The organism is Streptomonospora litoralis, from assembly GCF_004323735.1.
Classification (GTDB): Bacteria; Actinomycetota; Actinomycetes; order Streptosporangiales; family Streptosporangiaceae; genus Streptomonospora; species Streptomonospora litoralis.
Map to the genome: position 1 here is coordinate 4,824,412 of NZ_CP036455.1, position 25,411 is coordinate 4,849,822.

The 25,411-nt window shown below is 73.6% G+C and carries 18 protein-coding genes; 8 read left to right on the top strand and 10 right to left on the bottom strand.

What is annotated here, in order from left to right; genetic code table 11:
* Positions 1 to 183 precede the first annotated feature (183 nt).
* Positions 184 to 585, top strand: a complete 402-nt coding sequence (locus EKD16_RS20295; RefSeq protein WP_131100352.1) for a hypothetical protein — start codon at positions 184 to 186, stop codon at positions 583 to 585.
* Positions 586 to 690: 105 nt separating this feature from the next.
* On the opposite strand, the gene EKD16_RS20300 is transcribed toward EKD16_RS20295, so the two are convergent.
* The gene (locus tag EKD16_RS20300; RefSeq protein WP_131100355.1) at positions 691 to 2,910 is read right to left on the bottom strand and encodes a PrsW family glutamic-type intramembrane protease; all 2,220 of its coding nucleotides are present in this window, start codon (positions 2,908 to 2,910) and stop codon (positions 691 to 693) included.
* 1,931 nt (positions 2,911 to 4,841) lie between these two features.
* On the bottom strand, positions 4,842 to 5,783 hold the full coding sequence (locus tag EKD16_RS20305) for an endonuclease/exonuclease/phosphatase family protein (RefSeq protein ID WP_242677086.1): 942 nt from the start codon (positions 5,781 to 5,783) through the stop codon (positions 4,842 to 4,844).
* A gap of 306 nt (positions 5,784 to 6,089) precedes the next feature.
* On the opposite strand from EKD16_RS20305, the gene EKD16_RS20310 reads away from it, so the two are divergent.
* A complete protein-coding gene (locus tag EKD16_RS20310) occupies positions 6,090 to 6,581 on the top strand; it encodes an NUDIX hydrolase (protein WP_207391362.1) in 492 nt (163 codons plus the stop codon).
* 146 nt (positions 6,582 to 6,727) lie between these two features.
* On the opposite strand, the gene EKD16_RS20315 is transcribed toward EKD16_RS20310, so the two are convergent.
* Together EKD16_RS20315 and EKD16_RS20320 are read right to left on the bottom strand one after the other, a co-directional pair.
* Positions 6,728 to 8,218: an NAD(P)H-hydrate dehydratase gene (locus tag EKD16_RS20315; protein WP_131100358.1), complete on the bottom strand. Its 1,491-nt coding sequence runs from the start codon at positions 8,216 to 8,218 to the stop codon at positions 6,728 to 6,730.
* A 113-nt stretch (positions 8,219 to 8,331) separates the two neighbouring features.
* Complete coding sequence (locus tag EKD16_RS20320; protein ID WP_131100360.1) at positions 8,332 to 8,967, bottom strand: Uma2 family endonuclease; 636 nt, start codon at positions 8,965 to 8,967, stop codon at positions 8,332 to 8,334.
* Positions 8,968 to 9,373: 406 nt separating this feature from the next.
* On the opposite strand from EKD16_RS20320, the gene EKD16_RS20325 reads away from it, so the two are divergent.
* Positions 9,374 to 9,937, top strand: a complete 564-nt coding sequence (locus tag EKD16_RS20325; protein ID WP_131100366.1) for a DUF4913 domain-containing protein — start codon at positions 9,374 to 9,376, stop codon at positions 9,935 to 9,937.
* Between the two features lie 60 nt (positions 9,938 to 9,997).
* Here EKD16_RS20325 and coaA read toward each other — a convergent pair whose 3' ends face one another.
* Together coaA and EKD16_RS20335 are read right to left on the bottom strand one after the other, a co-directional pair.
* The gene (gene coaA, locus EKD16_RS20330; RefSeq protein WP_131102822.1) at positions 9,998 to 10,903 is read right to left on the bottom strand and encodes a type I pantothenate kinase; all 906 of its coding nucleotides are present in this window, start codon (positions 10,901 to 10,903) and stop codon (positions 9,998 to 10,000) included.
* Positions 10,904 to 11,096: 193 nt separating this feature from the next.
* A complete protein-coding gene (locus EKD16_RS20335; RefSeq protein WP_131100369.1) occupies positions 11,097 to 12,899 on the bottom strand; it encodes a COG1361 S-layer family protein in 1,803 nt (600 codons plus the stop codon).
* Between the two features lie 366 nt (positions 12,900 to 13,265).
* Between EKD16_RS20335 and glmS the strand changes: the two genes are divergently transcribed.
* A complete protein-coding gene (gene glmS / locus EKD16_RS20340; protein WP_131100372.1) occupies positions 13,266 to 15,116 on the top strand; it encodes a glutamine--fructose-6-phosphate transaminase (isomerizing) in 1,851 nt (616 codons plus the stop codon).
* Positions 15,117 to 15,234: 118 nt separating this feature from the next.
* Here glmS and EKD16_RS20345 read toward each other — a convergent pair whose 3' ends face one another.
* Positions 15,235 to 16,269 (bottom strand): ABC transporter substrate-binding protein, encoded by a 1,035-nt coding sequence (locus tag EKD16_RS20345; RefSeq protein WP_341351851.1) that lies wholly within the window; start codon positions 16,267 to 16,269, stop codon positions 15,235 to 15,237.
* Positions 16,270 to 16,383: 114 nt separating this feature from the next.
* Here EKD16_RS20345 and EKD16_RS20350 point away from each other — a divergent pair, with 114 nt between their 5' ends.
* Genes EKD16_RS20350 through EKD16_RS20360 form a run of 3 tightly spaced genes read left to right on the top strand, consistent with a single transcriptional unit; the run spans position 16,384 to position 19,420 of the window.
* Positions 16,384 to 17,460, top strand: a complete 1,077-nt coding sequence (locus EKD16_RS20350; RefSeq protein ID WP_242677087.1) for a FecCD family ABC transporter permease — start codon at positions 16,384 to 16,386, stop codon at positions 17,458 to 17,460.
* Positions 17,457 to 18,560 (top strand): FecCD family ABC transporter permease, encoded by a 1,104-nt coding sequence (locus EKD16_RS20355; protein WP_131100378.1) that lies wholly within the window; start codon positions 17,457 to 17,459, stop codon positions 18,558 to 18,560. The genes EKD16_RS20350 and EKD16_RS20355 overlap by 4 nt, the downstream gene beginning before the upstream one ends.
* Positions 18,557 to 19,420 (top strand): ABC transporter ATP-binding protein, encoded by an 864-nt coding sequence (locus EKD16_RS20360; protein WP_131100381.1) that lies wholly within the window; start codon positions 18,557 to 18,559, stop codon positions 19,418 to 19,420. Before EKD16_RS20355 ends, EKD16_RS20360 begins: the two co-directional genes overlap by 4 nt.
* Positions 19,421 to 19,564: 144 nt before the next feature.
* Here EKD16_RS20360 and glmM read toward each other — a convergent pair whose 3' ends face one another.
* The 3 genes from glmM to rplM form a co-directional block, all read right to left on the bottom strand.
* Positions 19,565 to 20,911, bottom strand: coding sequence for a phosphoglucosamine mutase (glmM, locus tag EKD16_RS20365; RefSeq protein ID WP_131100385.1), 1,347 nt, complete (start codon positions 20,909 to 20,911; stop codon positions 19,565 to 19,567).
* Positions 20,912 to 21,122: 211 nt separating this feature from the next.
* Positions 21,123 to 21,638, bottom strand: coding sequence for a 30S ribosomal protein S9 (rpsI, locus tag EKD16_RS20370; protein ID WP_131100388.1), 516 nt, complete (start codon positions 21,636 to 21,638; stop codon positions 21,123 to 21,125).
* Positions 21,639 to 21,674: 36 nt separating this feature from the next.
* Positions 21,675 to 22,124, bottom strand: coding sequence for a 50S ribosomal protein L13 (rplM, locus tag EKD16_RS20375; RefSeq protein ID WP_131100390.1), 450 nt, complete (start codon positions 22,122 to 22,124; stop codon positions 21,675 to 21,677).
* A 2,101-nt stretch (positions 22,125 to 24,225) separates the two neighbouring features.
* Here rplM and EKD16_RS20380 point away from each other — a divergent pair.
* Entirely contained in the window at positions 24,226 to 25,098 is an 873-nt protein-coding gene (locus EKD16_RS20380; protein WP_131100393.1) for a hypothetical protein, read from the top strand.
* Positions 25,099 to 25,411: the final 313 nt, after the last annotated feature.

Here is a 25,411-nt window from a genome sequence, read left to right on the forward strand (position 1 = left end):
ACACCGACCACTCCAGGGTGATCGGTCGGCGGCGCGAATCCGCAGTAAGGAGGCGTGGAAGCGATCGTTCGCAGTAGGCGCGCCGATTCGGCTGTACCCGTGCACGGTGCTGGATAGGTCGGCATCGGCTCACTACAGTGACCACGGTAAGTAGTCAGTCGACCACCCACGGAAGGAACATTCGTGTCCATTAAGCGAACCGTCGCCACCACCGCCCTTACCACCGCCGCCGGCGCAGCCATCGCCCTCTTCAGCGCCGGAGCCGCCCAGGCCGACGGCTGGGAGGGGTACCACGGCTTCAACGGCGACGACCACCGGATGACCAGCCAGGTCGCCGGCGGGGACGACCACGGCTACTACGGGGACGACAAGGACCACGACAAGGACAACGGCAAGGACTGGGACGACCACAAGGACAAGGACCACGACAAGGACTGGGACGACAACGGCCACCACGGCTACCACGGGCACGACAAGGACGACGACAAGGACCATGACCACGACAAGGACAAGGGCCACCGCGGTGCCCTCGGCGAAAACGGCGGCCTGGGCGGCGGCCTCCTCGGCAACGGCCTCCTCGGCTGACTCCGCCTAGCTAGCCCGCGGCAACCGACCGGATCCGGGCCCGTCCCGGCGCCACCGCGCCGAGGGCGGGTCCGGACAGCGTCCTGCGAAGCGCCCGCGGCCCCGTCAGCGCCGCCGCAGCAGCCGGTCCACGCCGCGCGGGAGCAGCAGCCCGGCGAGCCCGGCCGCCGCGTAGGGAATCTGGCCCGGGGCCAGAGCGCCCAGGACACGACCCGCCATCCGCGAAGGCTCCCGTAGAAAGGCCCCCGCGTCCGGGTATCGCCGAGGCACCGACCACCCGGCAGCGGGCAGAGTGACCAGTGCCGCGCACCACGCCCACACCCACGGCCGCGACGACGGGGGCAGCGCGCCGTACCAGTCGGCGGCGTGGCGCACAGCCTCGGCGGCATAAGCCGGATGAGTGGAGAACTGGGCGGCGAACGCCGTGTAGGCACCGCCTGAGGCCGCACCGGCGTACTCCCCCGCCGCGGCTCCGGCCGCGGCGACCCAGACGACGGCTGCGGCCGCACCGAAGAACACCGTTTCCAGCCGCTGCTCGGTCGTGCGCAGGTCCCCGCTGTCGGGGAACCGGCGCCACGGCCGCTCCCCCGCCCGCGCCGCGCCCATCGCATAGGCACGGCGCTCACGCAGGAACCGCCACGCCGTACCGAGGGCCGCCGGCCCGCGCCGCGCCGCGGCGAGCATCACGGCGACCTCGTGCAGCGCCTCCGAGGCGGTCAGCGCGAGCCGCAGCGGCGCCCGCGCCCACACCAGCGCCGCGCGCCGGAACAGCGGGGCGATGTCGCCGGGCACGCGCACGCCCAGCCGCACGGCGCGCCCGTAGGCGCGGCGGCGCAGCCCCGCCAGCGGCGGGTGTCCCGGAAGCGGCGGTGTGACGTCGGCAGCGCGGCGCGCGGTGCGGTAGTCCAGCAGTAGGGCGCAGACGAGCAGGATCAGCAGCAGCCACCGGTCGGCCGTGCCGCCGCCCGTGACCCGGTACAGCACCGCGGTGGCCGGGTGGGGCTCCAGCGAGGCGCCGAGCGCGAACTCCGCGACGGCGGCGTTGAAGATCATGTGCTGCAGCACGGCGAAGCCCACAGCGAGCGGCGGCAGCAGCCACAGCCAGGTGCCCCGGGGGCGCCGCCCGCCGACGGCGGCGAGTCCCAGTGCGGCGCCGACGATGCCGGTGAGCACACCGTGCCCGGAGAAGTGCACGCCCATGTCGGGCAGGGCGACGGCGCCGGGCAGGAATCCGAGTGCGGGCGGCGGCAGCGGGACCGGCCCGCCCGAGCCCGCGGCGGGCAGCGCGCGCAGCAGGGTCTCGGCCAACTGGAAACCCGCGCCCGACGCGGCCGCCACGAGCAGGTAGTCGACCGCCGCGAACCGGCGGAAGCGGTGCCGGGCGGGCAGCCGCACCAGCAGCAGCGGCAGCAGCTTGCCGACCTCCTCCACCCAGACCGCGATGTAGGTGTAGGACATCCACGGGTCGGCCCCCAGCGAGGAGGTCAGCGCCTGTTCCACGGCGGCCAGCGGCCACACCAGCAGCGCTCCCAGTAGCAGGACGCGCACCAGGGTCGCGAAGGCGACCGTACGCGAACGCGACATCCACGCCAGCTGCACAACCAGCCAGAGCATGCCGATCGCGATCGGCAGGGCCGCACCGGTCGCGGGCACGAACAGCGGCGCCGTCAGCAGCACGGCGAGCATCGTCCAAGCCCACCCGCCGCGCAGCGCACCGAGCGCGGCGGCGGCGCCCGGCGACTTCTCGCGCAGCCGGGCGGCCCGGACCGCGAACCGTTCGGCGAGGTCGGGACCGGGACCGCGCGGGTTCCGGGCGTGACGGGCTCCGGGCTCCAGGCAGGTGTAGAGCTGGGCGGCGCGCAGCAGCTCGGGATCGCGGCTCTCGCGAGCCTCCTCGGCGAACGAGGCGCGGGCGGCCTCCAAGTCGGCGCCGACCAGGGGGCGCAGGAAGTCCGGCGGGCCGGCCGCGACGGTCAGCGTCGTGGAGGTGACGAGCACGGCCGCGGAGAAGTCCTCGACGGCCACCAGCACATCGGTGGGTTCGTCGCCCCAGGCGCGGATGACGTGCACGACGCTGCGCGCGTCGGCGGACACCTCGGTCACCGGCTCGTAGGCGAACTCCGCACGGGTGCGGCACACGAGCAGGCGGTCCACGCCCAGGGCGCGGCCGGCGGAGACGACGCGCTCGATCAGCGCGGTATCGCGGGGGGCGGTGAAGGGGACGACGATCTTGGCGTCCTCGCCGATCCAGCTCCGGTCGAACTCGGTCGCGTTGGCGCAGAGCCGCAACGCGAGGTCGCGGGTGATCATGGCCTGCTCGTCCATAAGCCCCCTACGGCGGTGTCCCGGCCGGTGAGAGGCCGCCGACCGGCATGTCGCGAGGATCCCTTCGCGCCACGGGGGTGTGGCGCGGCGAGCGCCTACGCTATCGCGGAGACGCGCCGTCCCGCCGCTCCGGGATCCCCTGCTGCGGCGCCCTTTCACGTCGCCGGGCGGAACTGCGGGCGGGAGTAGAGGTGCAGTCGACGCATGTCGGCCGCGGCGACGGCTCGGGTCTGCTGGGCGGCCTTGTGGTCTCCCGGGCGGCGGGGCGCCTGCACGGAAAAGCGGCGACGCGGCGGAGGGTCCGGCCCGCGGTCGACGGGTCGGGTGCTCGCCGGTGGCGGTGCGTGGCGGAGGAGCGGCTCGGGTCTGCTGGGCGGCCTTGTTGGTCTGCCGGGCGGCGGGGCGCCTGCACGGAAAAGCGGCGACGCGGCGGAGGGTCCGGCCCGCGGTCGACGGGTCGGGTGCTCGCCGGTGGCGGTGCGTGGCGGAGGAGCGGCTCGGGTCTGCTGGGCGGCCTTGTTGGTCTGCCGGGTGTCGGGCGGACTGACGGGGAACAGCGGCGCCGAGGGCGGCGGAGGGTCCGGCCCGCGGTCGACGGGTCGGGTGCTCGCCGGTGACGGTGCGTGGCGGAGGAGCGGCTCGGGTCTGCTGGGCGGCCTTGTTGGTCTGCCGGGTGTCGGGCGGACTGACGGGGAACAGCGGCGCCGAGGGCGGCGGAGGGTCCGGCCCGCGGTCGACGGGTCGGGTGCTCGCCGGTGGCGGTGCGTGGCGGAGGAGCGGCTCGGGTCTGCTGGGCGGCCTTGTTGGTCTGCCGGGTGTCGGGCGGACTGACGGGGAACAGCGGCGCCGAGGGCGGCGGAGGGTCCGGCCCGCGGTCGACGGGTCGGGTGCTCGCCGGTGGCGCGCCCGGCGGCGGGGCGGCGTTGGGCCGCCGCGGGCCGGTCGGCGCATCCAACGCGCGGTTTTCACCGGATTCCGGCCGCTGCCTGGTTACAACCCTGCGTTGGGCGGCACCGGTGCCATCGAGTCTGTTTCCAGGGCTGGATTCGGCGCCGAATCCAGCCCTGGAGACAGACTCGGCGCGGCTTGGCCCGTCTATCGTGAACTTATGGTCGCAGGAAGGCGTATTCCGCGGCCATAAGTTCGCGGTCATCGCCGGATGGACCGGCATAGGGGACCTACCGGCGCCGGTGGGCCGGCTGGGTGTCGCCGTGTTGCGATCGGGCCGGCACAGGGTGGAGGCAGCGGGGTGGGGCGCGGTCGCGGGCGCCCGCACGCCCCCGGTGGCGCCGGATCGGGGGCCGGGGGCGACGACACGTCGCTCGTTGCGCTCGGGCGTCGCCGCCGGGGGCTCCACACCCCGATGGGGTGGGCTTTTGGGGCCTATGCTCGTTTTGCGGGCGGCGTCGGCGGGCGCCGTGGTCACGAGGTGCACGAAAAGTCGACTCCGGGAGCGCTCACCGCCGCACTTCCGCGAAGTCACCCGATTCCCGGCAGACCCGAGCCGCCCCCGCTACTCCCCACCGGCACCGCCACCGGCGAGCACCCGGCCCGATGACCGCAGGCCCAGCCCTGCGCCGTCCTCGGCGCTGCTTTTCCGAGGTCGCCCGTCGCCCGGCAGACCACAAGGCCGCCCAGCAGACCCGAGCCGCCCCTCCCACGCCCCACCGGCAGGCCCGGCTCCGGGGCCGCTGCGTCGAGGCCGGTACCTCCTCCCGCACTATGCGCCGCCCCAGCCGTGCACCTCCTCTCCCGCCGCGCACCCCCCGGTGCGCCGCCAGACCGAGTCGCGGGACTGCAGTTCCACCCGTTCCTACGCCCAGGCGGGAACGTCTCCGCTCTCGGCCATGGCTTCCTAGCGCGCCCTCGGCCGCACCCGCGCGCAGGAGCGCGGCGGATCCTCCGCTGTCCGTATGCGGGGGATGCCGCAGTCAGCCGCGCGGCAGGGCCAGTTCGGCGAGTACGGCGTGGTGGTCGGTGTCGGGCAGGCGGTGGATGGAGGTGTGCCGCACGTCGACGCGGCGATCGACCAGCACGTGGTCGATCGCGGTGCCGGGCAGCGACCCGCCGGCGGGCCAGGTGGGGCGCCAGCCGGCGCCCGTGGCGTCGGCGGCGTCGGTGTAGCCGGTCGCCAGCAGTGCGCGCAGCTCGGCGTGGTCCAGTGTCGCGTTGAAATCGCCCGCGAGGATGCGGATGTCGCCGCCGGGCCGCGCATCGGGCAGCTGCCGCAGCGAGTCGGCCCACCCCGGGATCGACTGGGCGTCGCTGGGCGGCATCGCGTGCGCCGAAACGATCTCCACCGGGGCGGCATCGGGGAGTTGCAACCGGGCCCGGGGCATGGCGAAGTACGCGTTCCACTCGTGCCCGCCGACCTCCTTCAACGGGTGCGCCGCATAGATCGCGCCGCCGACCGGCCCCGTGCCGGCGTGAGTGACGTCGTAGGGCAGCAGCGCGCGCAGGCCCGCGCGGGTGAGCGCGTCGTCGGACTGGGGGGTCAGCTCCTGCAGGCTGAGCACGTCGACGCCGTGCTCGCGGACCAGCCGCACCAGCGCATCCGGGTCCGCCAGACCGTAATAGACGTTCGCCGACAGCACCGTCAGCCGCGGCCCGCGCGGAGCGGCGGCGGGTTCCGGGCCCGGAAGTCCGCGCGGCAGGACGCAGGCGAACAGTGCGACGGCTGCTGCCGCGGCGGCCAGCGCGGCCCAACCCCGCCGCGTCAGCAGGGCGAAGGCCAGGGGCACGACGGAGGTGGCCGCGACGTAGGGCGTGAACGCGATCAGCGCGACGGCGGGGAACCCGCCTTCGACGCCGGTGACGCGGACCGCCGCCCACGCACCCCACGGCAGTACGCCCACGGCGACCGCGGCGGTCACCCAGCCCCGCCGCCCGGTGTCAGCGGCCCGCGACCGGCGGAGGACCCCGGCCGCGGCCGAACGGAACACCCGTCCACCGGGCGATCGGTCGCCTGCGGGGGATTCGGCGCCCATAGTTCGAGCCACGGCTGTCCCCGTTCGTCGTGTCGGCCCCATCGCCTACTGTTCACGTGTACCACCACTGCATGTCGTGAATCCAGGGGCGACGGAGGCCGCTTGCGGCGGCTGCCGCGGGGGCCGGGGCCGGCACGCCCCGATCCGTGGCACAAGCGGTGGACACGCCCGCGACGGGGAGGGGAGGCGGCATTGGGGGACGGCATCAGTGTGGCCGAGGGGATCCATTTCCCCGATACCGCCGACGGCGCGCGGTGGGTGGCGGGAGCGTTGGTCACCGACGGCGAGGGCCGGGTGTTCGTACAGCGCCGCTCACCCGACCGGCGGCTGTTCCCCGGCTGCTGGGACCTGGTCGGCGGCCACGTCGAGCCCGGCGAGACGATGCCGGAGGCGCTGAGCCGCGAGATCGCCGAGGAGACCGGCTGGCGGCTGACCGCCGTCGTCGCCGAACTGGACCGCCTGGTGTGGACTCCCGCGGACGGTGTGGAACGCCATGAGGCGGACTACCTCGTGCGCGTTGCGGGCGACCTCGCGGCGCCCCGGCTGGAGCCCGGAAAGCACACGGACTTCCGCTGGATCGGCGAGGGGGAGCTGCACATCCTGCAGGAGAGTCGCGACCCGGGCGACACGTTCATCGCCGAGACGGCGGCCCTCGGGCTGGCACGCGCTCGAACCCCGGAGTAAGCGCGCCCCGGCGGCCCCACCGCGCGGCCGCTGCGCCGGCCCGGCCGCGGCCACTGCGACCCGGCGACGGCGCGCGCGGCCGTGCGGAACACGCGCGACACCGTGCGCGCGGCGGACCGGTGCCGCCGCCGACTGACCCGGTGGCTTCAGCGGACCTCGGCGAGCGCCGCGGGCAGCGCGTCGAATAGGTCCGACGCGGAGATCGGGGCGCCGTCGTGGGCCAGGCGCGCGGCCAGCCCGTGGACGTAGGCGCCGCACATGGCGGCCTCGCGCGGCGCCGCTCCGGAGGCCAGGAACGCGCCGATGACACCCGAAAGCACATCGCCGCTTCCCGCGGTGGCCAGGAGCGCACTTCCGGTGGGGTTGGCGATCGCCGGATGGCCGGGCTCGGCGACGACCGTGGTCGAGCCCTTGAGCAGGATCGTGCACCCGTACTCGTCGGCCGCGCGGGCCGCATACGACAGGCGGCGCGCCTCGACCTCCTCGCGCTCCGTGTCCGGCAGCAGCCGCGCCAGTTCGCCGGCGTGCGGGGTCAGCAGGGTGGGCGCCGAACGCTCCCGCACCAGCCGGGGATTCTTGGATACCAGGGTGATCGCGTCGGCGTCGGCGAGCGCCGGGCGCGCGGAGTCCAGGACGGTCTCCAGTTCGGCCTGCGCCATCGGGTGCAGGCCGCGCCCCGGCCCCACGACCCACGCGGCCACGCGTGCGGGCAGCCCGGAAAGCGGATCCATCGGGTCGAGCACCGAGGAGACGGCCTCGGGCCAGCGGTTGAGCACCTCTGTGACCACGCCCTCGGAACCGGCGTAGCGGACCATGCCGACGCCGGTGCGCATCGCCCCGCCCACCGCCAGCACGGCGGCACCCCGATAGCGGTCCGAGCCCACCGCCATGGCCAGCACGCCGCGCCGGTACTTGTCGGATTCGGCCGACGGGCGCGGCAGCAGCCCGGCGATGTCCTCTGTCTGCGGGCATTCCAGGGCGGCGCCCGGCAGCTCGGGCCCCAGCCCGATGTCGACCAGCTCCACCACCCCGGCGCGGGTGGCGCCGGGGTCGACGAACAGGCCGGGCTTGTGGGTGCCGAAGGTGACGGTCACGTCGGCGCGTACCGCCGGCCCGTCCACGGCACCGGTGTCGGCGTCGATACCGCTGGGCAGGTCGACCGCGACCACCGGGGCCTCGGCGGCGCCCGCCAGGCCCGCGATGGCGGCGTGCGGCTCGCGCAGTCCCCCGCTGCCCCCGATGCCGACGAGGCCGTCGACGAGGAGGTCGGCCGCGGCGACCTCGGCGGCGGCGTCGGAGTCGCCGATGCCCTCGGCCGCATCAGGCACCGCGACCAGGCGGCCCCCGGCCGCCCGCAGCGCCGCCAGCCCGCCTTCGTGGACGCGCGAGCCCACCAGCACCGCCCGCACCGAGGCGCCGCGCCGGGCCAGCAGTGTCCCCGCGTACAGGGCGTCGCCGCCGTTGTCGCCGCTGCCGACGAGCAGCACGACCCGCGCCCCGTAGGTGCGCGGCAGCATGCGCGCACACACGACGGCGAGCCCCGCAGCGGCCCGCTGCATCAGCGTGCCCTCGGGCAGCCGGGCCATCAGCCCGCCTTCGGCCTTGCGCACCGTGTCGACGGAGTGTGCGTTGCGCACGGGGGCCTCCTCGTCCGTCCTGGCCGGATTTCGCGCCTTTCGAGAGCATGCCGCATGCGGAGGCGTCCGGGAAACCCGGCCCGCCGGGAGGAGGGAGCATGGACCGCGTCACCTCACTCGAACCGGGTTTGCAGCAGGTCGATGTCGACGTCGAAGGGCACGCCGAGCCGCAGCCGCCTGCGGTGAATGCCCGTGGCGACATAGGAGCGCGTGGCCGGATCGAGTTCGTAGACGTACACCACCGGGTCACCGGCCTCCCGCTCGACCCGCCAGAAGTGCGCTATGCCCGCCTGCGCGTACAACTGTGGTTTGCGTTCGCGGTCGCGTACCTCGGAATCGCGAGAGACCACCTCGATCACCAGTAACACCGACGCGGCCGGATAGTAGGTCTGGTCATCCCCGCGGTCGGCTGCCGCGTCGACGACCGCGACGTCGGGATCGGGGCGCTGGCGCGGCCCCAGGATCACGCTCATCTGGCGGGCGACCCGCAGCCGCTCGGGAACCTGCTCGCCCAATCCGCGCTGCAGCACCGAGAGCGTGCGGGCGTGGAAAAGGTTCTGCGGGCTACCGAAGACGGGTGCGCCGTCGATGAGTTCGACGCGACGGGGCAGATAGGGGATCTTGTCCAGGTCGTGGGCGGTGATCCCGCACGGCGGCGGTACGGGCCAGTCCCATGGGGAGAAGAGTCGCCGCGGATCCGGATCGCCGAACCAGTGCTCCGGGAGTTCCGACTCGTCTGCCGCGCCCATGGGACACCTCCGAATAGAATGCCGCACCGGCTACTCAAAGTAGTCGCCAGGGATGTGGCGCGACCGGTTTTCCACAGATCCGCGCATCCTCCGCCTAGCAGCCCCGCGAGGAGCATGGCCGGCTCGCTCATCGGCGGCCCGCCCGGCAGCGAACCCATGAGCGGCGCTCCCGCCGGCGAATCGCTCACCCCGCCGGCACCGACCGCACCCGCCCGCCACAGACGGACGCTGGGACACCCGCTCGGACCGCCCGGCCCCGGGTGTGGCATACGGTCGGGGGAGCCCCCGCCATCGCACCGGGAGCCTTCGCACGCGCGGGCGCCGGGTGCCGGCAACCGACCCACTTTCGAACCGTTCCATTCGGGACAGCCGCCCCGGACACGGACAGCAGCACGGGACTTGCCGCATGACCTCCACAGACGACCGCATCGCCACCGAAGCCGCACCGGCCCGGGACGGGCTGTCCGACCGCGTCGCCCACCTGCAGAACGCCATGCACCGGCTCGGCGCGGACGTCATCAGGCTGCAGACCCAGCTCTCCGAGTTGGCCGCGGCGCCGGAACCCGCGCCGGAGGACGACGACGGCGGCGCGACGCCGTTCATCTTCAACATGTCCCGCGACGCCTACAAGACGGAGCTGGCGGCGCTGGTCACCTGGGTCGACGACTTCCTCGTCCCGGTGTACGTGGGGTCCGGCGAGGACAGCCGCACCGCCCAGGGCGGCGGCGCGGCGCCCTGGTGCCCGATGTGGTGGGAGCACCACGAGGCGGTCGGCCGACTGCACGCGCTGCGCCTGGCCTATGAGGAGCTGGCCGACACGCGAACGTCCGGCCCCTCCGGCCCCGGCGTCTGGCACCGCGACCACCTCGACCCCGCCCTGGAGCGGCTCCGGTCGCCCGCGGGCCCTTTCGCGGCGTGCTCGGCCACCACGGGCCACCGGGGTTCCCGCACGCGCTCCCAGCCGGCCTGAAGCCGCAGCGGGCAGCTGACGGCGGCGGCCGCCGCGGCGTGCCGGCCGGCGGTGCGGCGGTCAGGTCTTGCGCAACCGCACCCGGCGGATGGTGTGGTCGGCCCCCTTGTGCAGCACGAGCGTGGCCCGGCCGCGCGTCGGCAGGATGTTCTCGACCAGGTTGACCTCGTTGATGCTGCGCCAGACGCCCGACGCGAACTCGACGGCCTGCTCCTCGTCCGTTTCGCTGGCCATCGCGTGGAAGTAGGAGCGGGGGTCGGAGAAGGCCGTGCGGCGCAGCGCCAGGAAGCGGTCCAGGTACCAGGCGCGGATGTGCTCCACCTTCGCATCGACGTAGATGGAGAAGTCGAAGAAGTCGGCCACCGCGAGCCGTCCGGGCAGCGGCGGCTGCAGCACGTTGATGCCCTCGACGATGAGGATGTCGGGCCGCTGCACGGTCTGCGTCTGGCCGGGGACCAGGTCGTAGGCCAGGTGGGAGTAGACGGGGATCTCCATCCGCGGCGCGCCGGCCTTCATCTCCGACACGAACCGGACGAGGGCGCGCCGGTCGTAGCTCTCCGGGAACCCCTTGCGGTTCATGATGCCCCGCTCCTGCAGCACCGCGTTGGAGTGCAGGAAGTTGTCCGTGCTGACCAGTTCCACGTTCGGGTGGTCGGGCCACTGCGCCAGCAGTGTGCGCAGGAGGCGGGCCGTTGTGGACTTGCCGACCGCAACGCTGCCGGCGACGCCGATGATGAAGGGCATCGGCTGGTCGCCTTCGCCGAGGAAGCCGCGCACGGCCGCGTGCCGCTGCCGAGTCGCACTGACGTAGAGGTTGAGCAGTCGGGACAGCGGCAGGTAGATGTCGCGCACGTCGTCGAGCGACGTCGGGTCGGTCGTGCCCCGCAGCGCTTCGAGGTCGTCCTCGGTCAGCGGAAGCGGCGTCGTGTCGCGCAGCGCCGCCCACGCCGGCCGGTCGAGTTCCACATACGGCGTCGAAAAGCCGTTCTTCGTCGGAGCCACGCCTGCCCACACTAGACGAGGCGGCCTGGGCAAACGCGCCCTCCCCCGGCACAGCGCTCCGCCGCGGCACCGTGCGGCACCGCGGCGGGCGTCACCGAGGGCCCGATGGTGGTGCAGGATGCCGTCTCCCCGCACCACCACCGGACGAACGCGGGCCTCAGATTCGAGACCCGTTGGCCTGCTGAACCGCGGACCACCGCAGCACGGCGCCGCACACGGCGACGAATGCTCCGACCGCGCCGAGGGCGGCTGCGCCGGGCCCGGTCACGGGCAGCGTCGCGCCGACGCCGTCGTAACCGTCGTAGCCGTCGCCGCCGTAGCCGGGATCCGTGGGATCGTCCGTCGGGTCGTCTGTGGGATCGGGTGACGGGCTGTCCGTGGGGTCAGGTGTCGGAGTGGGATCCGGGGTAGGCGTCGGATCCGGCGTAGGCGTCGGATCCGGGGTAGGGGTGGGAGTCGGCGTCGGCGTTACTCCCTCGACCTCCGTCTGCACGCACGCGGCGTTGTTCTCCTCGGTCGTCTCCGGTGTCGTCGTCGACGCCTCGGCGCAGTTGTTGATGATCGTTCCCGGCTCGTCGTCGGCGTCGGCGCGCAGCACGACCTCGATGGTGCGGGACTCTCCGGCGTCCAGACCGCCGAGGGAGCATTCGAGCGACGAGCCGACGACCTCGCACTCGTCGGGAAGCTCCTCGACGACGGCGTGGTCGGTGTCGACGACGTCCTCGACAGTCACATCCTCAGCGATGTCAGGACCGTTGTTGGTGACCGTGATGGTCTGGGTGTAGGTGCCGCCCGGGTTCACCGTCGCCGGTCCCGTCTTCGCGACGACCAGGTCGGCCTCCGCGCCGTCGGGCGGTCCGACGGTGGTGGTGTCGCAGGACTGGTTGTTGTCGGTGTTCGTCTCGCGGGAGCCGGTGTAGACCGTGGCGCAGTTGAGGATCTCGGTGCCCTCGGCGACGTCGGAGTTGACGGTGACGGTCACCTCCAGCTCGACGCTCTCCCCCGGTTGCAGGGTGCCCAGATTGCAGCTGATGGTGAGACCGCTGGGCGGGCACTGGTCGGGAAAGCCGGTGATCGTCGTCAGGTTGCCGTTGGTCGGGTCCTGCACGAACACGTCGACGGCCTCCGAGGGGCCGTTGTTGGTGACGACGATCGTGTAGGTGATGGTGCCGTCGGGGTTCACCGTGGCCGGATCGCCGGTCTTGGTGATCTCCACGTCGGTCTGCGTCTGGGTCTGGGAGATCTCCTGTGTCTGCGCCCCCTGGGCGTTGGAGGCGTCGACGCCCGCCTGGTTGATGATGTTGGTGCCGTCGGAGACGCCCGGGTCGACCTGCACCGTGATCTCGTAGGTGAGGCTGTCTCCCGGGGCCAACTCGGTGCCCGGCCCTCCGCAGGTGACCGTCTGCCCCGACGCGGTGCAGCCGGGCGAGGACACGAAGGTGACGTTGCCGTCCAGGGTGTCGGTCACGACGACGTCCTCGGCGGTCTCGTCGCCGCTGTTGGTGACCGTGATGGTGTAGGTGGCCTCGTCGCCGATGATCATCGGGTCCGGCGAGACGGTCTTGTCGATGCTCAGCACGGGGGCCTGCTGCTGTACGCGCTCCTCGGCCGCGCTCGGCGCGGACTGCGACCGCTGCGGTACCTCCGGCGCCACCGGCGCCACCGGCTCCAACGGCGGGGCCGACGCGCCCGGCAGCGGGCCGGTCGAGGTCCGGAACTCTCCCGCGGCCGCGGGGGCGGGCTCCGCCGCCGGGGATTCGGTCGCGGGCCGGTCGGTCTCCGGCGGCTCGGGCGCCTCCGGCGGTTCGGGCGCCTCGGCCCGATGCGCTGACGCGGTCGGCGTCGCCTGCTCCACGGTCGCGGCGGCGGCCGGTCCGCTCAGCGTCCATCCACCGACCAGTAGCAGCGCCGCCAGCATTCTCGCGGCGCGCGCCGGTCTCCCCGTTGCTGCCTTGTGCATGTCATCCCCGTCGGATCGGCTGGTCAACGGCACCCGATCGTGCGCGACAGCCGTGCCGGGGGAGGTTACGAACACGGTGGAATGCTCGGCGATGAAACGATCTTTAGCTGCCGGTTAACCTCGCCGCGCCGACGCGCCCGCGGGCGGGGCGGGGATCGCCCGCCTGGCCGACCTCGGACAAGAGCGGATGATTCTTCTCCCGTTCAGCGCCCCCTACGCGACCGCATCCGGGGCGCTGCCGGGCCGCCTGACGTGCGCGGTCTTATCCGGAGCACCGATTGGTCTATACCCTTACCTGCAAAAACATCCATTGGTATGACACCCGGGCGGTCGGCGGGCGGCCGCCGATCGCCTACGCTGACCCCCATGTGCGGAATCGTTGGCTACGTCGGGCCGCAACCGGCGCTTGAGGTCGTCGTCGACGGCCTCAAAAGGTTGGAGTACCGCGGGTACGACTCCGCGGGAATCGCCGTCCTGGCCGGCGGCCGGATGGATACCGAGAAACGCGCGGGCAAGCTCGCCAATCTGAAGGCGGCCCTGGCCGAGACGCCGCGCTCGGCCGACGGCATCGGTATCGGGCATACCCGCTGGGCCACCCACGGCGCGCCGACCGACGTCAACGCCCACCCCCACGTCGACAACGACAACCGGGTGGCGGTCATCCACAACGGCATCATCGAGAACTTCGCCGCGCTGCGCCTGGAACTGGAGGAGCTCGGCTGCAAGTTCAGCTCCGAGACCGACACCGAGGTGACCGCCCACCTGCTCGGCGCGGAGCTGAAGGAGCAGGGCGACGACCTGGCCGCGGCGATGCGCGCCGTCTGCCGCCGCCTGGAGGGCGCGTTCACGCTGGTCGCGATGTCCGCGGGTGACCCGGACCTGGTCGTGGCCGCCCGGCGCAACTCGCCGCTGGTGGTGGGCCGCGGCGACGGCGAGAACTTCCTCGCCAGCGACGTCGCCGCCTTCATCGCCCACACCCGCGACGCCGTGGAGCTGGGCCAGGACCAGGTGGTGGAGCTGCGTCGCGACTCGGTCACCGTCACCGACTACGACGGCCATCCCGCGCCGGTGCGCGAGTACCACGTCGACTGGGACGCCTCGGCCGCCGAGAAGGGCGGCTACGAGTACTTCATGCTCAAGGAGATCGTCGAGCAGCCGCAGGCCGTCGCCGACACCCTGTTGGGACGTGTCGGTGTCGACGGCACGCTCACGCTGGACGAGATGCGCCTGGCGCCCTCCGAGCTGCGCGACATCGAGAAGATCGTCATCATCGCGTGCGGCACGTCGTACCACGCGGGGCTGATCGCCAAGTACGCGATCGAGCACTGGTGCCGGATCCCCTGCGAGGTGGAGGTCGCCAGCGAGTTCCGCTACCGCGACCCCATCCTCAACCGGCAGACGATGGTGATCGCGATCTCGCAGTCGGGCGAGAGCATGGACACGCTGATGGCGGTGCGCTACGCCCGCGAGCAGCGCGCCCGCGTGCTGGCGATCTGCAACGTCAACGGCTCGACCATCCCGCGCGAGTCCGACGGCGTGCTCTACACCCACGCCGGGCCGGAGGTGGGCGTCGCGGCGACCAAGACGTTCCTCACCCAGCTGGTGGCCTGCTACCTGGTGGGCCTGTACCTCGCCCAGGCGCGCAACCTCAAGTTCGGCGACGAGATCAACGCCGTCATCGAGCAGCTGGCCAACATGCCCCAGCAGGTCGAGAAGGTCCTGGGCACGGTCGGCCCGGTGCGCGAACTGGCCAAGTCGCTGGCCGACTCGGGGACCGTGCTGTTCCTCGGCCGCCACGTGGGCTACCCGGTGGCGCTGGAGGGCGCGCTCAAGCTCAAGGAGCTGGCCTACATGCACGCCGAGGCGTTCGCCGCCGGCGAGCTCAAGCACGGGCCGATCGCGCTGATCGAGGACGGCCTGCCGGTGGTCGTGGTGGTGCCCTCGCGCGAGGGGCGGGGGGTGCTGCACGACAAGATCGTGTCCAACATCCAGGAGATCCGCGCCCGCGGCGCCCGCACCATCGTCATCGCCGAGGAGGGCGACGACACCGTGCGGCCCTTCGCCGACGAGCTGATCGAGATCCCGGCGGTGCCGACGCTGCTCCAGCCGGTGGTCTCGACCATCCCGATGCAGGTTTTCGCCTGCGAACTGGCGCTGGCCAAGGGCAACGACGTCGACCAGCCGCGCAACCTCGCCAAGAGCGTGACGGTGGAGTAGGAGCAGCCGGCACCGCCACCGGCGACTGCAGGGAAGGCGGGGGCGGGCCGCGCGGTCGTGCGCGGTCCGCCCCCGCCCTCGCGTCGCCTTCCCTTCCCCAGGGCGCCGGGCCCGCGGGTCAGGGGGCGTCGACCCCGAAGATCCGGCCCATGTCGCCGAGCACGGCGTTCGCGCCCTGCAGGCTGACCGAGGTCAGCCACACCTTGTCCGAGACGGTGTGCTTCTCGCCTTCGAGCTGGTCCCACAGCGGGTTCTGCGTGAACTTCTCGGCCTTCTCGGCGGACTCCCCGGTTCCGTCGTCCCAGGTGGAGACCATGATGTGGTCGGCGTCGAGGTCGAGGATCTCCTCGGGGCTCAGATTGGCCGCGATTCCGCCGTCCTCGGGCATGGGCGCGTCCTCGGGCCGGGGCAGCCCCACGTCGGACTGGATGATGCCGGGGAAGGACTCCGGCCCGTACAGGCGCACCGTGGGTTCGCCGGCGAAGCGGGCGAGGGTCATGGTGGGCGCCTGGCCGCCGTTCTGCTCGGCGATCGCCTCCCCCAGCCGGGCGGCCCGGTCCTCGTAGTCGGCGATCTGGCTTCGGGCCCGGTCCTGCTTGCCCACGGCCTCGCCCACCAGGAGGTGGTTCTCCTTCCAGGTGGCGCCGGTGGTCTCGGAGAAGACGGTGGGGGCGATCTCGGACAGCTGGTCGTAGATGTCCTCGTGGCGGACCTTGGCCGAGAGGATCAGGTCGGGCTGCAGTTCGGCGATCGCCGCGAGGTCGGGCGCCTGCAGCGTGCCGACGACCTCGGCGCCGCCGGCGTAGGTCTCGCCCGGCTCACCGAGGTAGTCGCGCAGGCCGCCGCCGTCGGAGTAGGCGGTGCGGCCCACGACCTCCATCTCCAGGCCGATGGCGGAGTCGAGGTAGCTGGTGTCGAGCACGACCACGGTCTCGGGGCGCGTCTCGACGGTCGTCTTGCCCATGGCGTGCTGGACGGTGACGGGGAAGCCGCCGGAGCCCGCGGAGCCGCCGGAGGCGTCGGCGGCGCCGCCGGTGTCTGCGCCGCAGGCGGTGGCCAGGGCCAGCACGGCGGCGGCGGACGCGGTCAGGACCGTCCGCGCAGGGGTGCGCAGGCGTGCGGTAGGCGCCATCAGGATCCCTTTGCTGTTCACGGTAGATTAGGTTCGTCTTGCCTAATGTTGGCAAAAGCCGGAGAACTGGGAGTATGCGAGTTTTGTGCTGCTTTGTCCAGTCCACGCCCGCCACGGGAGGAAGAGGTCGCCGCGGTGAACACGAGCGCGCCCGCCCCGCCGCGCGGATCCGGCGCGGTCGAGACCGCTGCGCCCGGCGGTGAGCCGCACCTCCGCAGCCGCCTGGCCGGACTGCTCCTGCTGCTGCTCGCGCTCGCGTTGTGCGCGGCGCTGAGCGTCGCCGTCGGTTCCCGCGGCATCGCCCCCGCCGAGATCTGGCGCGTCCTGCTCGCCCCCGACGGGGGTGAGGCGAGCACGATCGTGCACGAGATGCGCATGCCCCGGACCCTGCTCGGCCTCGTCGTCGGCGTCGCTCTGGGCGTCTCCGGCGTGCTGATGCAGAGCCACACCCGCAACCCCATCGCCGACCCGAGCCTGCTCGGCGTCGCCTACGGCGCAGCCTGCGCCGTTGTGCTGAGCGTGTTCCTGTTCGGCCTGGCGAGCCTCTCCGCCTACATCTGGTTCGCAATCGGCGGCGCGCTGGCCGCCAGCGTGGCGGTGTTCGCAATCGCCTCGGGCGGCTCCCGCGGCCCCACACCGGTCACCCTGCTGCTCGCGGGCGCCGCGATGACCGCACTGCTCAGCGGCATCACCGCGGGCGTGGTGCTGCTGGACGAGCGCAGCCTGGAGGTCTACCGGTTCTGGCGCGTGGGCTCGCTCAGCGGCCGCCCCGAGGGGGTTACCACCCAGATCCTGCCCTTCGCCGCCGTCGGCCTCGCTCTGGCCGCCGCGGGCACCCGCGGCATGAACGCGCTGGCCCTGGGGGACGACGTCGCAACCGCGCTCGGGCACCGGGTGCGGCTGATCCGCGCGTCCGGGGTCGCCGCCATCGCCCTGATGACCGGTGCCGCGGTCGCGGCCGCCGGCCCCATCGGGTTCGTCGGGCTGGTCGCGCCGCACGCCGCCCGCGCCGCCCGCGCCGCCACCGGACCCGACCACCGGTGGCTGCTGCCCTACGCGGCACTGTGCGGCGCGGCGCTGGTCCTGGCCGCCGACGTCGCCGGGCGCGTGGTGCGCGGCTCCGGCGAGGTCGAAGTCGGCATCGTGCTCGCCGTGTTCGGCGGGCCCTTCTTCATCACGCTGATCCGCCGCAGGAGGCTCGTCGAGCTGTGAACGCACCCGCCTCCACCCCTCCACCGCGACCGGCGCCCGCACTCAACCGCAGCGCCGTGCGCATCGGCCCGGCCTCGTGGCCCTGGCGCCCCCGCACCGCGCTGGTGTGCCTGGCGGCGGCCGCGCTGCTGGGTGCGGCGTTCGTGCGGGCGCTGCTCGCCTTCGACTCCGCCGACGTGGGTTTAGCCGAGGTCACCGGCGTGCTGCTCGGCGGCGGCGATCCGGGCCAGCGCTTCATCGTGCTGGAGTTGCGCATGCCGCGCGCGCTCACCGGCGCGCTCGTGGGCGCCGCCCTCGGGCTGTCCGGCGCCGTCCTGCAGTCGATCACCCGCAACCCGCTCGCCGCCCCCGACACGCTCGGGATCGGTTGGGGCGCGGCCATCGGCGCGGTCACCGTGATCGTCCTCGGCGGCAGCGCGGGCGGCATCAGCGGTGCCGCCGCCCAGTTCGGGGTGCCCGCCGGCGCCGTCGTGGGCGGGCTCGCCGCCTCCGCCGCCGTCTTCGGGCTGTCCTGGCAGGCGGGTGTGCAGAGCAACCGGCTGCTGCTCGTGGGCATCGCCGTCTCGCTGACGTGCGCCAACCTCGTCTACTGGATCATGACCTGGACCGACGTGCGCAGCGCCGCACGCGCCCAGACCTGGGTGACCGGCAGCCTGCACGCTGCCGACTGGGACCGGGCCGGGGCCGCCGCGGTCGCGCTCGCGGTGATCCTGCCGGCCGCGCTCGTCGCCGCCCGGACACTGCTGGCGCTGGGCCTGGGCGACGACACGGCGCGCGGGCTGGGCGTGCGCGTCGACGCCGCGCGGCTCGCGCTGCTGTTCATCTCGGCGCTGCTGGTCTGCGTGGCGACAGCGGCCGCGGGGCCGATCAACTTCGTCGCGCTGGCCGCTCCCCAGCTCGCGCTGCGGCTGTGCCGCTCCGCGCAGCCGCCCCCGCTCACCTCGGCACTGCTGGGCGGCGCGCTGACGCTGATCGCCGACCAGCTGGCCGCCGGGCTGTTCGCCCCCACTCAGCTGCCGGTCGGCGTGTTCACCGCCGTGCTGGGCGCACCCTTCCTGATGTACCTGATCGTTCTCCGCCACCGGGAGGCCCGCCTATGACGTCCGACCCCGGCTCCACCGAAACGGCGCGGCTGCGCGCCGAGCGGGTCACGCTGGCCTACGGCGACAACGTCATCTCGCGCGGATTGGACTTCGCCGTGGCCGACCGCGCGGTGACGGCGATCATCGGCCCCAACGGCTGCGGCAAATCGACCCTGCTGCGGGCCCTGGGACGCCTGCTGCGCCCCGGAGCCGGACAGATCGTGCTGGACGACCGCCCCATCCGCGCGACGCCTCCGCGCGACGTCGCCCGCACCGTGGCGGTGCTGCCGCAATCGCCGCAGGCACCGCCGGGCCTCGCCGTCGCCGACCTGGTGGCGCGCGGCCGCCACCCGCACCAGAGCTGGTACCGCCAGTGGTCGGCCGCCGACCGCGGCGCGGTCACGCGGGCCCTGGAACTGACGGGCATGCTCGACTACGCCGAGCGCACCCTGGAGCAGCTGTCCGGCGGCCAGCGCCAGCGCGCCTGGATCTCCATGGCGCTGGCCCAGGAGACCGACCTGCTGCTGCTGGACGAGCCGACCACCTTCCTCGACCTCGCCCACCAGATCGAGGTGCTGGATCTGGTACGCGACCTCAACGAGCGCCACGGCCGCACGGTGGTGATGGTGCTGCACGATCTGAACCTGGCGGCCCGCTACTCCCACCGGCTGGTCGCCATGGCCGACGGCGCGATCCGCGCGGAGGGCACCGCCGAGCAGGTGCTCACCCCCGACCTGCTCGCCGAGGTGTTCGGGCTGCGGTGCGCGGTGATCGGCGACCCCGTCTCCGGGTCGCCGCTGGTGGTTCCCGTCGGCGCTCACGACACCGCTCCGCAATCCGCAGCGGCCGCGGAGAGAACCTCGGCGGCCGCCGAATAGGACCGTGGCGCGCCCGGCCGCGGAAGAGCCGCGGAGAGGCTGCCGGCGGCCGGTGCCCGCCCCCGTGCACGCGCGGGGGCGGCGCGCCGGTGCCCGCCCCCGGGGTTTCGAAACAGCCCGCGTCGGCGGCGGCGGGCGCGTCGGCTACTCGATCGCGAGGTCCGCGCGAACCACGCCGGCCAGCCGCTCGGCGACCTCTTGGGCGTGGGCTTCGGCCGCCGCCTCGACCATGACGCGGACCATCGGCTCGGTGCCGCTGGGACGGATCAGCACCCGCCCGGTGTCGCCCAATTCGGTCTCGGCGGCCGCGACCGCCTCGGCCAGGGCCGCCGACGACTCGGCGGCGAACTTGTCCACGCCGCGGACGTTGATCAGCACCTGCGGCAGCCGCGTCATCACCTTCGCCAGCTCGTCCAGCGCCAGCCCGCGCCGGCTCATCGCCCCCAGCAGGTGCAGCCCCGTCAGCAGCCCGTCGCCGGTCGTGGCGTGGTTGGTGATGACCACGTGCCCGGACTGCTCGCCGCCGAGCGAGAAACCGCCCTCGCGCATGGCCTCCAGCACGTAGCGGTCACCCACCGGGGTCTCGACCACCGTCACCCCGGCCTCCCGCATGGCCAGCTTCAGCCCCAGGTTCGACATGACCGTGACGACCAGCGTGTCCTCGGCCAGCCGGCCGGCCTCGTGCAGCTCCACGGCGAGGATGCCCAGGATCTGGTCGCCGTCGACCACCGACCCGTCGGCCGCCACGGCCAGGCACCGGTCGGCGTCGCCGTCGTGGGCGATTCCGGCGTCGGCACCGTGCCGGCGCACCGCCGCGCGCAGTTCCTCTATGTGGGTCGAGCCGCAACCCTCGTTGATGTTCAGCCCATCGGGATCGTCGTGGATCGCCACCACATCGGCACCCGCGCGGCGCAGCGCCTCGGGGGCGACGGTGGCGGCCGCGCCCTTGGCGCAGTCCACCACGATCCTGAGCCCGTCGAGGCGGTAGGGCATGGTGCCCACGACGTGGCGGATGTAGCGCTCGGCGCTGTCGGCGGAGTCGGTGACCCTGCCCACCGCCGCACCGACGGCGCCCTCTGCGGGGGCCTTCAGCGCGGACTCGATCTCGTCCTCGACGGCGTCGGGCAGCTTGTGCCCGCCGCGGCCGAAGAACTTGATGCCGTTGTCGGGGGCGGGATTGTGGCTGGCCGAGAGCATCACACCGAAGTCCGCGTCCATCTCGCCGGTGAGGTAGGCCACCGCCGGGGTGGGCAGCACCCCGAGCCGGACGACGTCCACACCGGCGCCGGCGAGGCCGGCGACGACCGCCGCCTCCAGGAACTCGCCCGAGGCCCGCGGATCCCTCCCGACGACCGCCCGGGGACGCCCGCCCTCGCGGCGTTCACCGGGCAGCACCCGCGCTGCGGCGCTGGACAGTTCCAGCGCGAACGCGGCGGTGAGGTCGCGGCCCGCGACCCCCCGGACTCCGTCGGTACCGAAAAGCCGAGTCACGAACCAACCGCCCCTTCGTCTGGGTTGTAGCGATCCTAGTTGCGATCCGACGCAAGGAGCAGACGAAGGCCCCGGAGGCCGAAGTATCCGTACGCATGCGCCGAACCGGATGGAACCGGCGAAAAAAGGTACGGCCCGCGCAGACCACCCGGTGACCGGGGGAAAGGCGGGCCGTGACCGGATGCGCCGACCGGAGCCGACGGCACCGGCCTTAGCGCTTGGAGTACTGCGGAGCCTTGCGGGCCTTCTTGAGACCGGCCTTCTTCCGCTCGACCTCGCGGTCGTCGCGGGTGAGATAGCCGCCCTTCTTCAGCACCGGGCGGTTGTTCTCGGTGTCCAGGCCGGCGAGGGCGCGGGCGAGACCGTGGCGCAGCGCTCCGGCCTGGCCACTGGGGCCGCCGCCGTTCATCCGGGCGAAGACGTCGTAGGCACCGTCGAAGCCCAGGGCGACCAGCGGCTCCTTGATGACCTGCTGGTGCACCTTGTCGGGGAAGTAGTCCTCGAGCGGCTTGCCGTTGACCTTCCACTCGCCCGAGCCGGGCGTGATGCGGACACGGGCGATCGCCTTCTTGCGGCGACCGGTGCCGGCGCCCGGGCCGGAGGCCGTGGGGACGTACCCGGCGGCGGCCGCTTCGGGGGTCTCGCTGGTGTACTCAGCGGGGAAATCCTCGGGATTGCCCTCGTTGTCCTGAGTGGCGACGTCTTCGATACCGGTCGGCTCGACCACGGTTCTCCTCGTACTTCCTTTAAGTCTCGCGAACGCCTAGGCGGGCTGGTCGATCTTCTTCAACTCGTAGGGCACCGGCTGCTGCGCCTGGTGCGGGTGCTCCGCCCCGGCGTAAACCTTCAGCTTCTTGGCCATCTTGCGACCGAGGGGGCCCTTCGGCAGCATCCCCTTGACGGCCTTCTCGATGGCCCGCTCCGGGTACTTCTCGAGCAGCTCGCCGTAGGCGACCGAGCGCAGACCGCCGGGATAGCCCGAGTGCCGGTAGGCGCGCTTCTGCTGCCGCTTCTTGCCGGTCAGCGCCACGTTGCCGGCGTTGACGACGATCACGAAGTCGCCGGTGTCGATGTGCGGCGCGTAGTAGGTCTTGTGCTTGCCTCGGAGCAGAGTGGCGACGTGGCTGGCCAGCCGCCCGAGCACGACATCGCTGGCGTCGACGACGTGCCACTGACGCTGGACATCGCTGGGCTTTGGGCTGTGTGTGCGCACGATCGTATGCCTTCGTCTCAGTCGGCGGGGCCCATCCCCGCGGGCGGAGATGGAGAACTCGGTTACTGTCCGGCTGCGGCGCCCGGCACACGGGGCCACCAGCCGACGGGGTAGGTGCGGACGATATTGCGTGATCGGCACCCACGAAGTGGATATGGGAGCCCACGGCAACTCAACGCACAACGACGGAATATACTATCCACCGGACGCACCGCTGGTCAAAACGACCGGAGATCATACACTGCCGAGCCGGGCGCGGACCCGCAGCGGTACGGCGACATGCGAATACTCCACTCTCATTATGCCTTGCCGAGTGAGTGCTTCGGCCGCATCATCCGCCCCCGCCATCCCCGACCCCGTATCCCGCAGGAGATCACACCCGTCTACCGCCCCACGTGGCACTACAGTCGTCCGCGGCGCCGCGAGCCGCCGGTGCGCCGCCGGGCGGAGCGGCGCGCCGAGGCCGCGAGAGGTTATCCTCGGGCCCGCACCGTCGACCGGCCGAGCGCCGAGCGTGCCCGCTCGCCGCTCGCCGCGGCAGCCACCGGAACCGCCGATAGGAGCGGCGGCAGCGCCGCAGCGGCGGTTCGCCGCCGGACCCCGCCGTCGAACGCCGGCCGCCCGGCAGGGAGCGTGCGGCCGAACGCCGCCCCGCCACGGGGCGCACCCGAGACAGGCCACCGCCTCCCTCGACCCCCATCCGCCTCCCCAGGACAGTCTCCGGAGTACCGCCATCGCACCGCATCCGAATGAGCCGAACGACGGCCGAGGCGGCCCTGACGGCCGACCCGAGCCGCGGCACGCACCCACGCACCCGGACTCCGCGGAACACTCCGCCGCAGCCTCCGGCCCGCAGCAGCCGCAGCACGCGCCGCCCGCGGACAGCGGAGACCTCCTCGGCGGTGGAGCCCAGACCCCGCCCGGCGGCGCACAGCCCCAGGCCCCGGCGGCGCCGAGCGGCCCGCCGCCCGCCACACCGCAGCAGCCCGGAGACACCGGCGCCTCCGGCCCGCAAGCGGGCCACGCCGGGCCCGCCGGCGGCGCGCCGCAGCCGCCCCCGCACACCGGGCCCTCCGGGCCGCAGCCCCCCGCGCAGCACCCGCGGCCCGGCGACCACCAGCCCCCGCACGCCCCCGCGGGGGGATCGGGTGGCCAGTATCCGCCTGTAGCGCAGTATCCGGCGGCGAGCGCGGGACAGCCGCCCGCGTCCGGCCCCCAGCAGCCCCACCCGGCCCAGCAGCAGCCGCCGACCGGTGGCCCCGCGCCCACCCAGCCGGCGGGCGCAGGCCGACAGCAGCCCCAGCCGGGCGCCGTGCCGCCCGGCCAGCCGCAGCAGCCCCCCGCGCCGGGAGGGCAACCGCCCCCGGCGCCCGGCTCCGGCCCCCAACAGGGGTGGCACCAGCAACCGCCGTATGCGGCGGCCGCAGGCCCGGGCGCGCCCCCGCAGGCGCCCCATCCCGAGCAGCCCCACCCCCAGCAGCCCCCCGCACCCGGAGGACAACCACCCCCGGCACCCGGCTCCGGCCCCCAACAGGGATGGCACCAGCAACCACCCCACCAACCCGGCCAACCCGGACCGGGCAGCCCCCAGACGCCCCACCCGCAGCAGCCCCCCGCACCCGGGGGACAACCGCCCCCGGCACCCGGCTCCGGCCCCCAACAGGGATGGCACCAGCAACCGCCGTATGCGGCGGCCGCAGGCCCGGGCGCGCCCCCGCAGGCGCCCCATCCCGAGCAGCCCCACCCCCAGCAGCCCGGGCCGGGCGGCCAGACCGGGCAGCCGGGCCATCCGGGCCACCACAGTGCCGCGGGACCGCAGGGCGCGCCGCAGCAGCAGCGCCCCGGCCTGACCCAGGGACCCGGCCAGGGCCCGCAGTACCAGCAGCCTCCGGGCACGGGCGCACCCGCCGGCGGCGGGTACCCCGCGGCACCGGGCGCGGGGCCCGCCCAGCAGCATCCCGGCGGCCCGCAGACGGGCGCCCACCCCGGCGCGCCGTACCAGCAGCCGCCGAACCAGCCTCCTCCGGGTGGACACCCGGGTGCCCCGTATCAGCAACCGCCGAACCCACACCAGCCGAACCAGCCCATCCAGGGCCGGGTCATGACGCCGGGCACGCCCACGCCCCACGGTGTCGAGGAGGAGCCCTACTTCCCACCGGACGCCGGCGCCTCCACGCAGAACATGAACGCCGTCGGCGAGGACGGCTCCACCCATGCCGGCAACCGGGTCGACGACGAGTTCGGCGGTCGCCCGATGTTCCGCGACGACTCCCGTGCGGGCTCGGGTGGATCGAGCACGGCCGAGATCGACCTCTCGGAGATGGACGACGACGGCGGGGGACGCCGGGCCATGCCCAGCCCGCTGCTGCTCGTGGCGGGTTTCGTCGCGATCCTCGTGCTGGGCGGCGGAGGCGCGTTCGTCGTCGCGACCAGCGGCGCCGGAACGGACGCCGACCTGGCCGCGGGGGAAGCCCCCGACACCCCTGCGGAGCTGGAGACCGGTGACCTCTTCCCCAACTCGGTCGACGTCGCCGGCACGTCCTACACGCTGAGCACCACCGACGACACCGACGAGTGCCCGACCGCCGCCCACGGCGGCTACGGCGGCGTCCTCACCGACAACAACTGCCGGCAGATCGTGCGGGCGACCTACGTCGGCGAGGAGAAATCGAGGGCCGTCACGGTCGGGATCGCGGCCATGGGCAGCCCCGAGGAGGCGCAAGCGGCCGAGCGCGCCCAGGAACTCGGCTCCGCGAAGTGGTTCGCGGGCCTGCAGGGCGAGGACGGCAGCGGCGCCGAGCGCATGGACGTCGCCGGCGGCCACGGTTCGGGCGCGCGCTGGGGCCCCTACCTGGTGTTCTCCCTGGCCGCGGCCAGCGACGGACGCGTCAACGAAAACCGCACCGAGGAGATGGCCGAGATCAGCGAGGGCTTCCTGGACGTTCCGCTCGGCTCGCTGGGCGAGGCCGTTTAGTCGAGCGGGTCCGACTTCTTTCGACGCCTGCGGCGCCCGGGAGGCGGCTCGGGTCCACTGGGCGGCCTTGCTGGCCTGCCGGGAAACGGGTCGCTTGACGGAGAACGACGGGCACCGAGGACGGCGCAGGGTCCGGCCCGCGGTCAACACACCCGGTGCTCGCCGGTGGCGGGTGCGGCCGGGGGCGGCCCCGGTCCCCTGGGCGGCCTTGCTGACACGGCGGCGGCGCCTCCCCGCCCCCGCGCCCGCTATGTCCGATGTCCCGCAGTCGGCCGCGGCGATTGTGGCCAAATTCCCAACAAACGCCGCTGGA

What these genes read in the sequence shown, in the direction of transcription:
- EKD16_RS20335 (WP_131100369.1), bottom strand. Translation starts at nt 12,899, where the DNA reads ATGCACAAGGCAGCAACGGGGAGACCGGCGCGCGCCGCGAGAATGCTG.
- EKD16_RS20360 (WP_131100381.1), top strand. Translation starts at nt 18,557, where the DNA reads ATGACGTCCGACCCCGGCTCCACCGAAACGGCGCGGCTGCGCGCCGAG.
- glmS (WP_131100372.1), top strand. Translation starts at nt 13,266, where the DNA reads ATGTGCGGAATCGTTGGCTACGTCGGGCCGCAACCGGCGCTTGAGGTC.
- EKD16_RS20380 (WP_131100393.1), top strand. Translation starts at nt 24,226, where the DNA reads ATGACGCCGGGCACGCCCACGCCCCACGGTGTCGAGGAGGAGCCCTAC.
- EKD16_RS20325 (WP_131100366.1), top strand. Translation starts at nt 9,374, where the DNA reads ATGACCTCCACAGACGACCGCATCGCCACCGAAGCCGCACCGGCCCGG.
- EKD16_RS20320 (WP_131100360.1), bottom strand. Translation starts at nt 8,967, where the DNA reads ATGGGCGCGGCAGACGAGTCGGAACTCCCGGAGCACTGGTTCGGCGAT.
- EKD16_RS20300 (WP_131100355.1), bottom strand. Translation starts at nt 2,910, where the DNA reads ATGGACGAGCAGGCCATGATCACCCGCGACCTCGCGTTGCGGCTCTGC.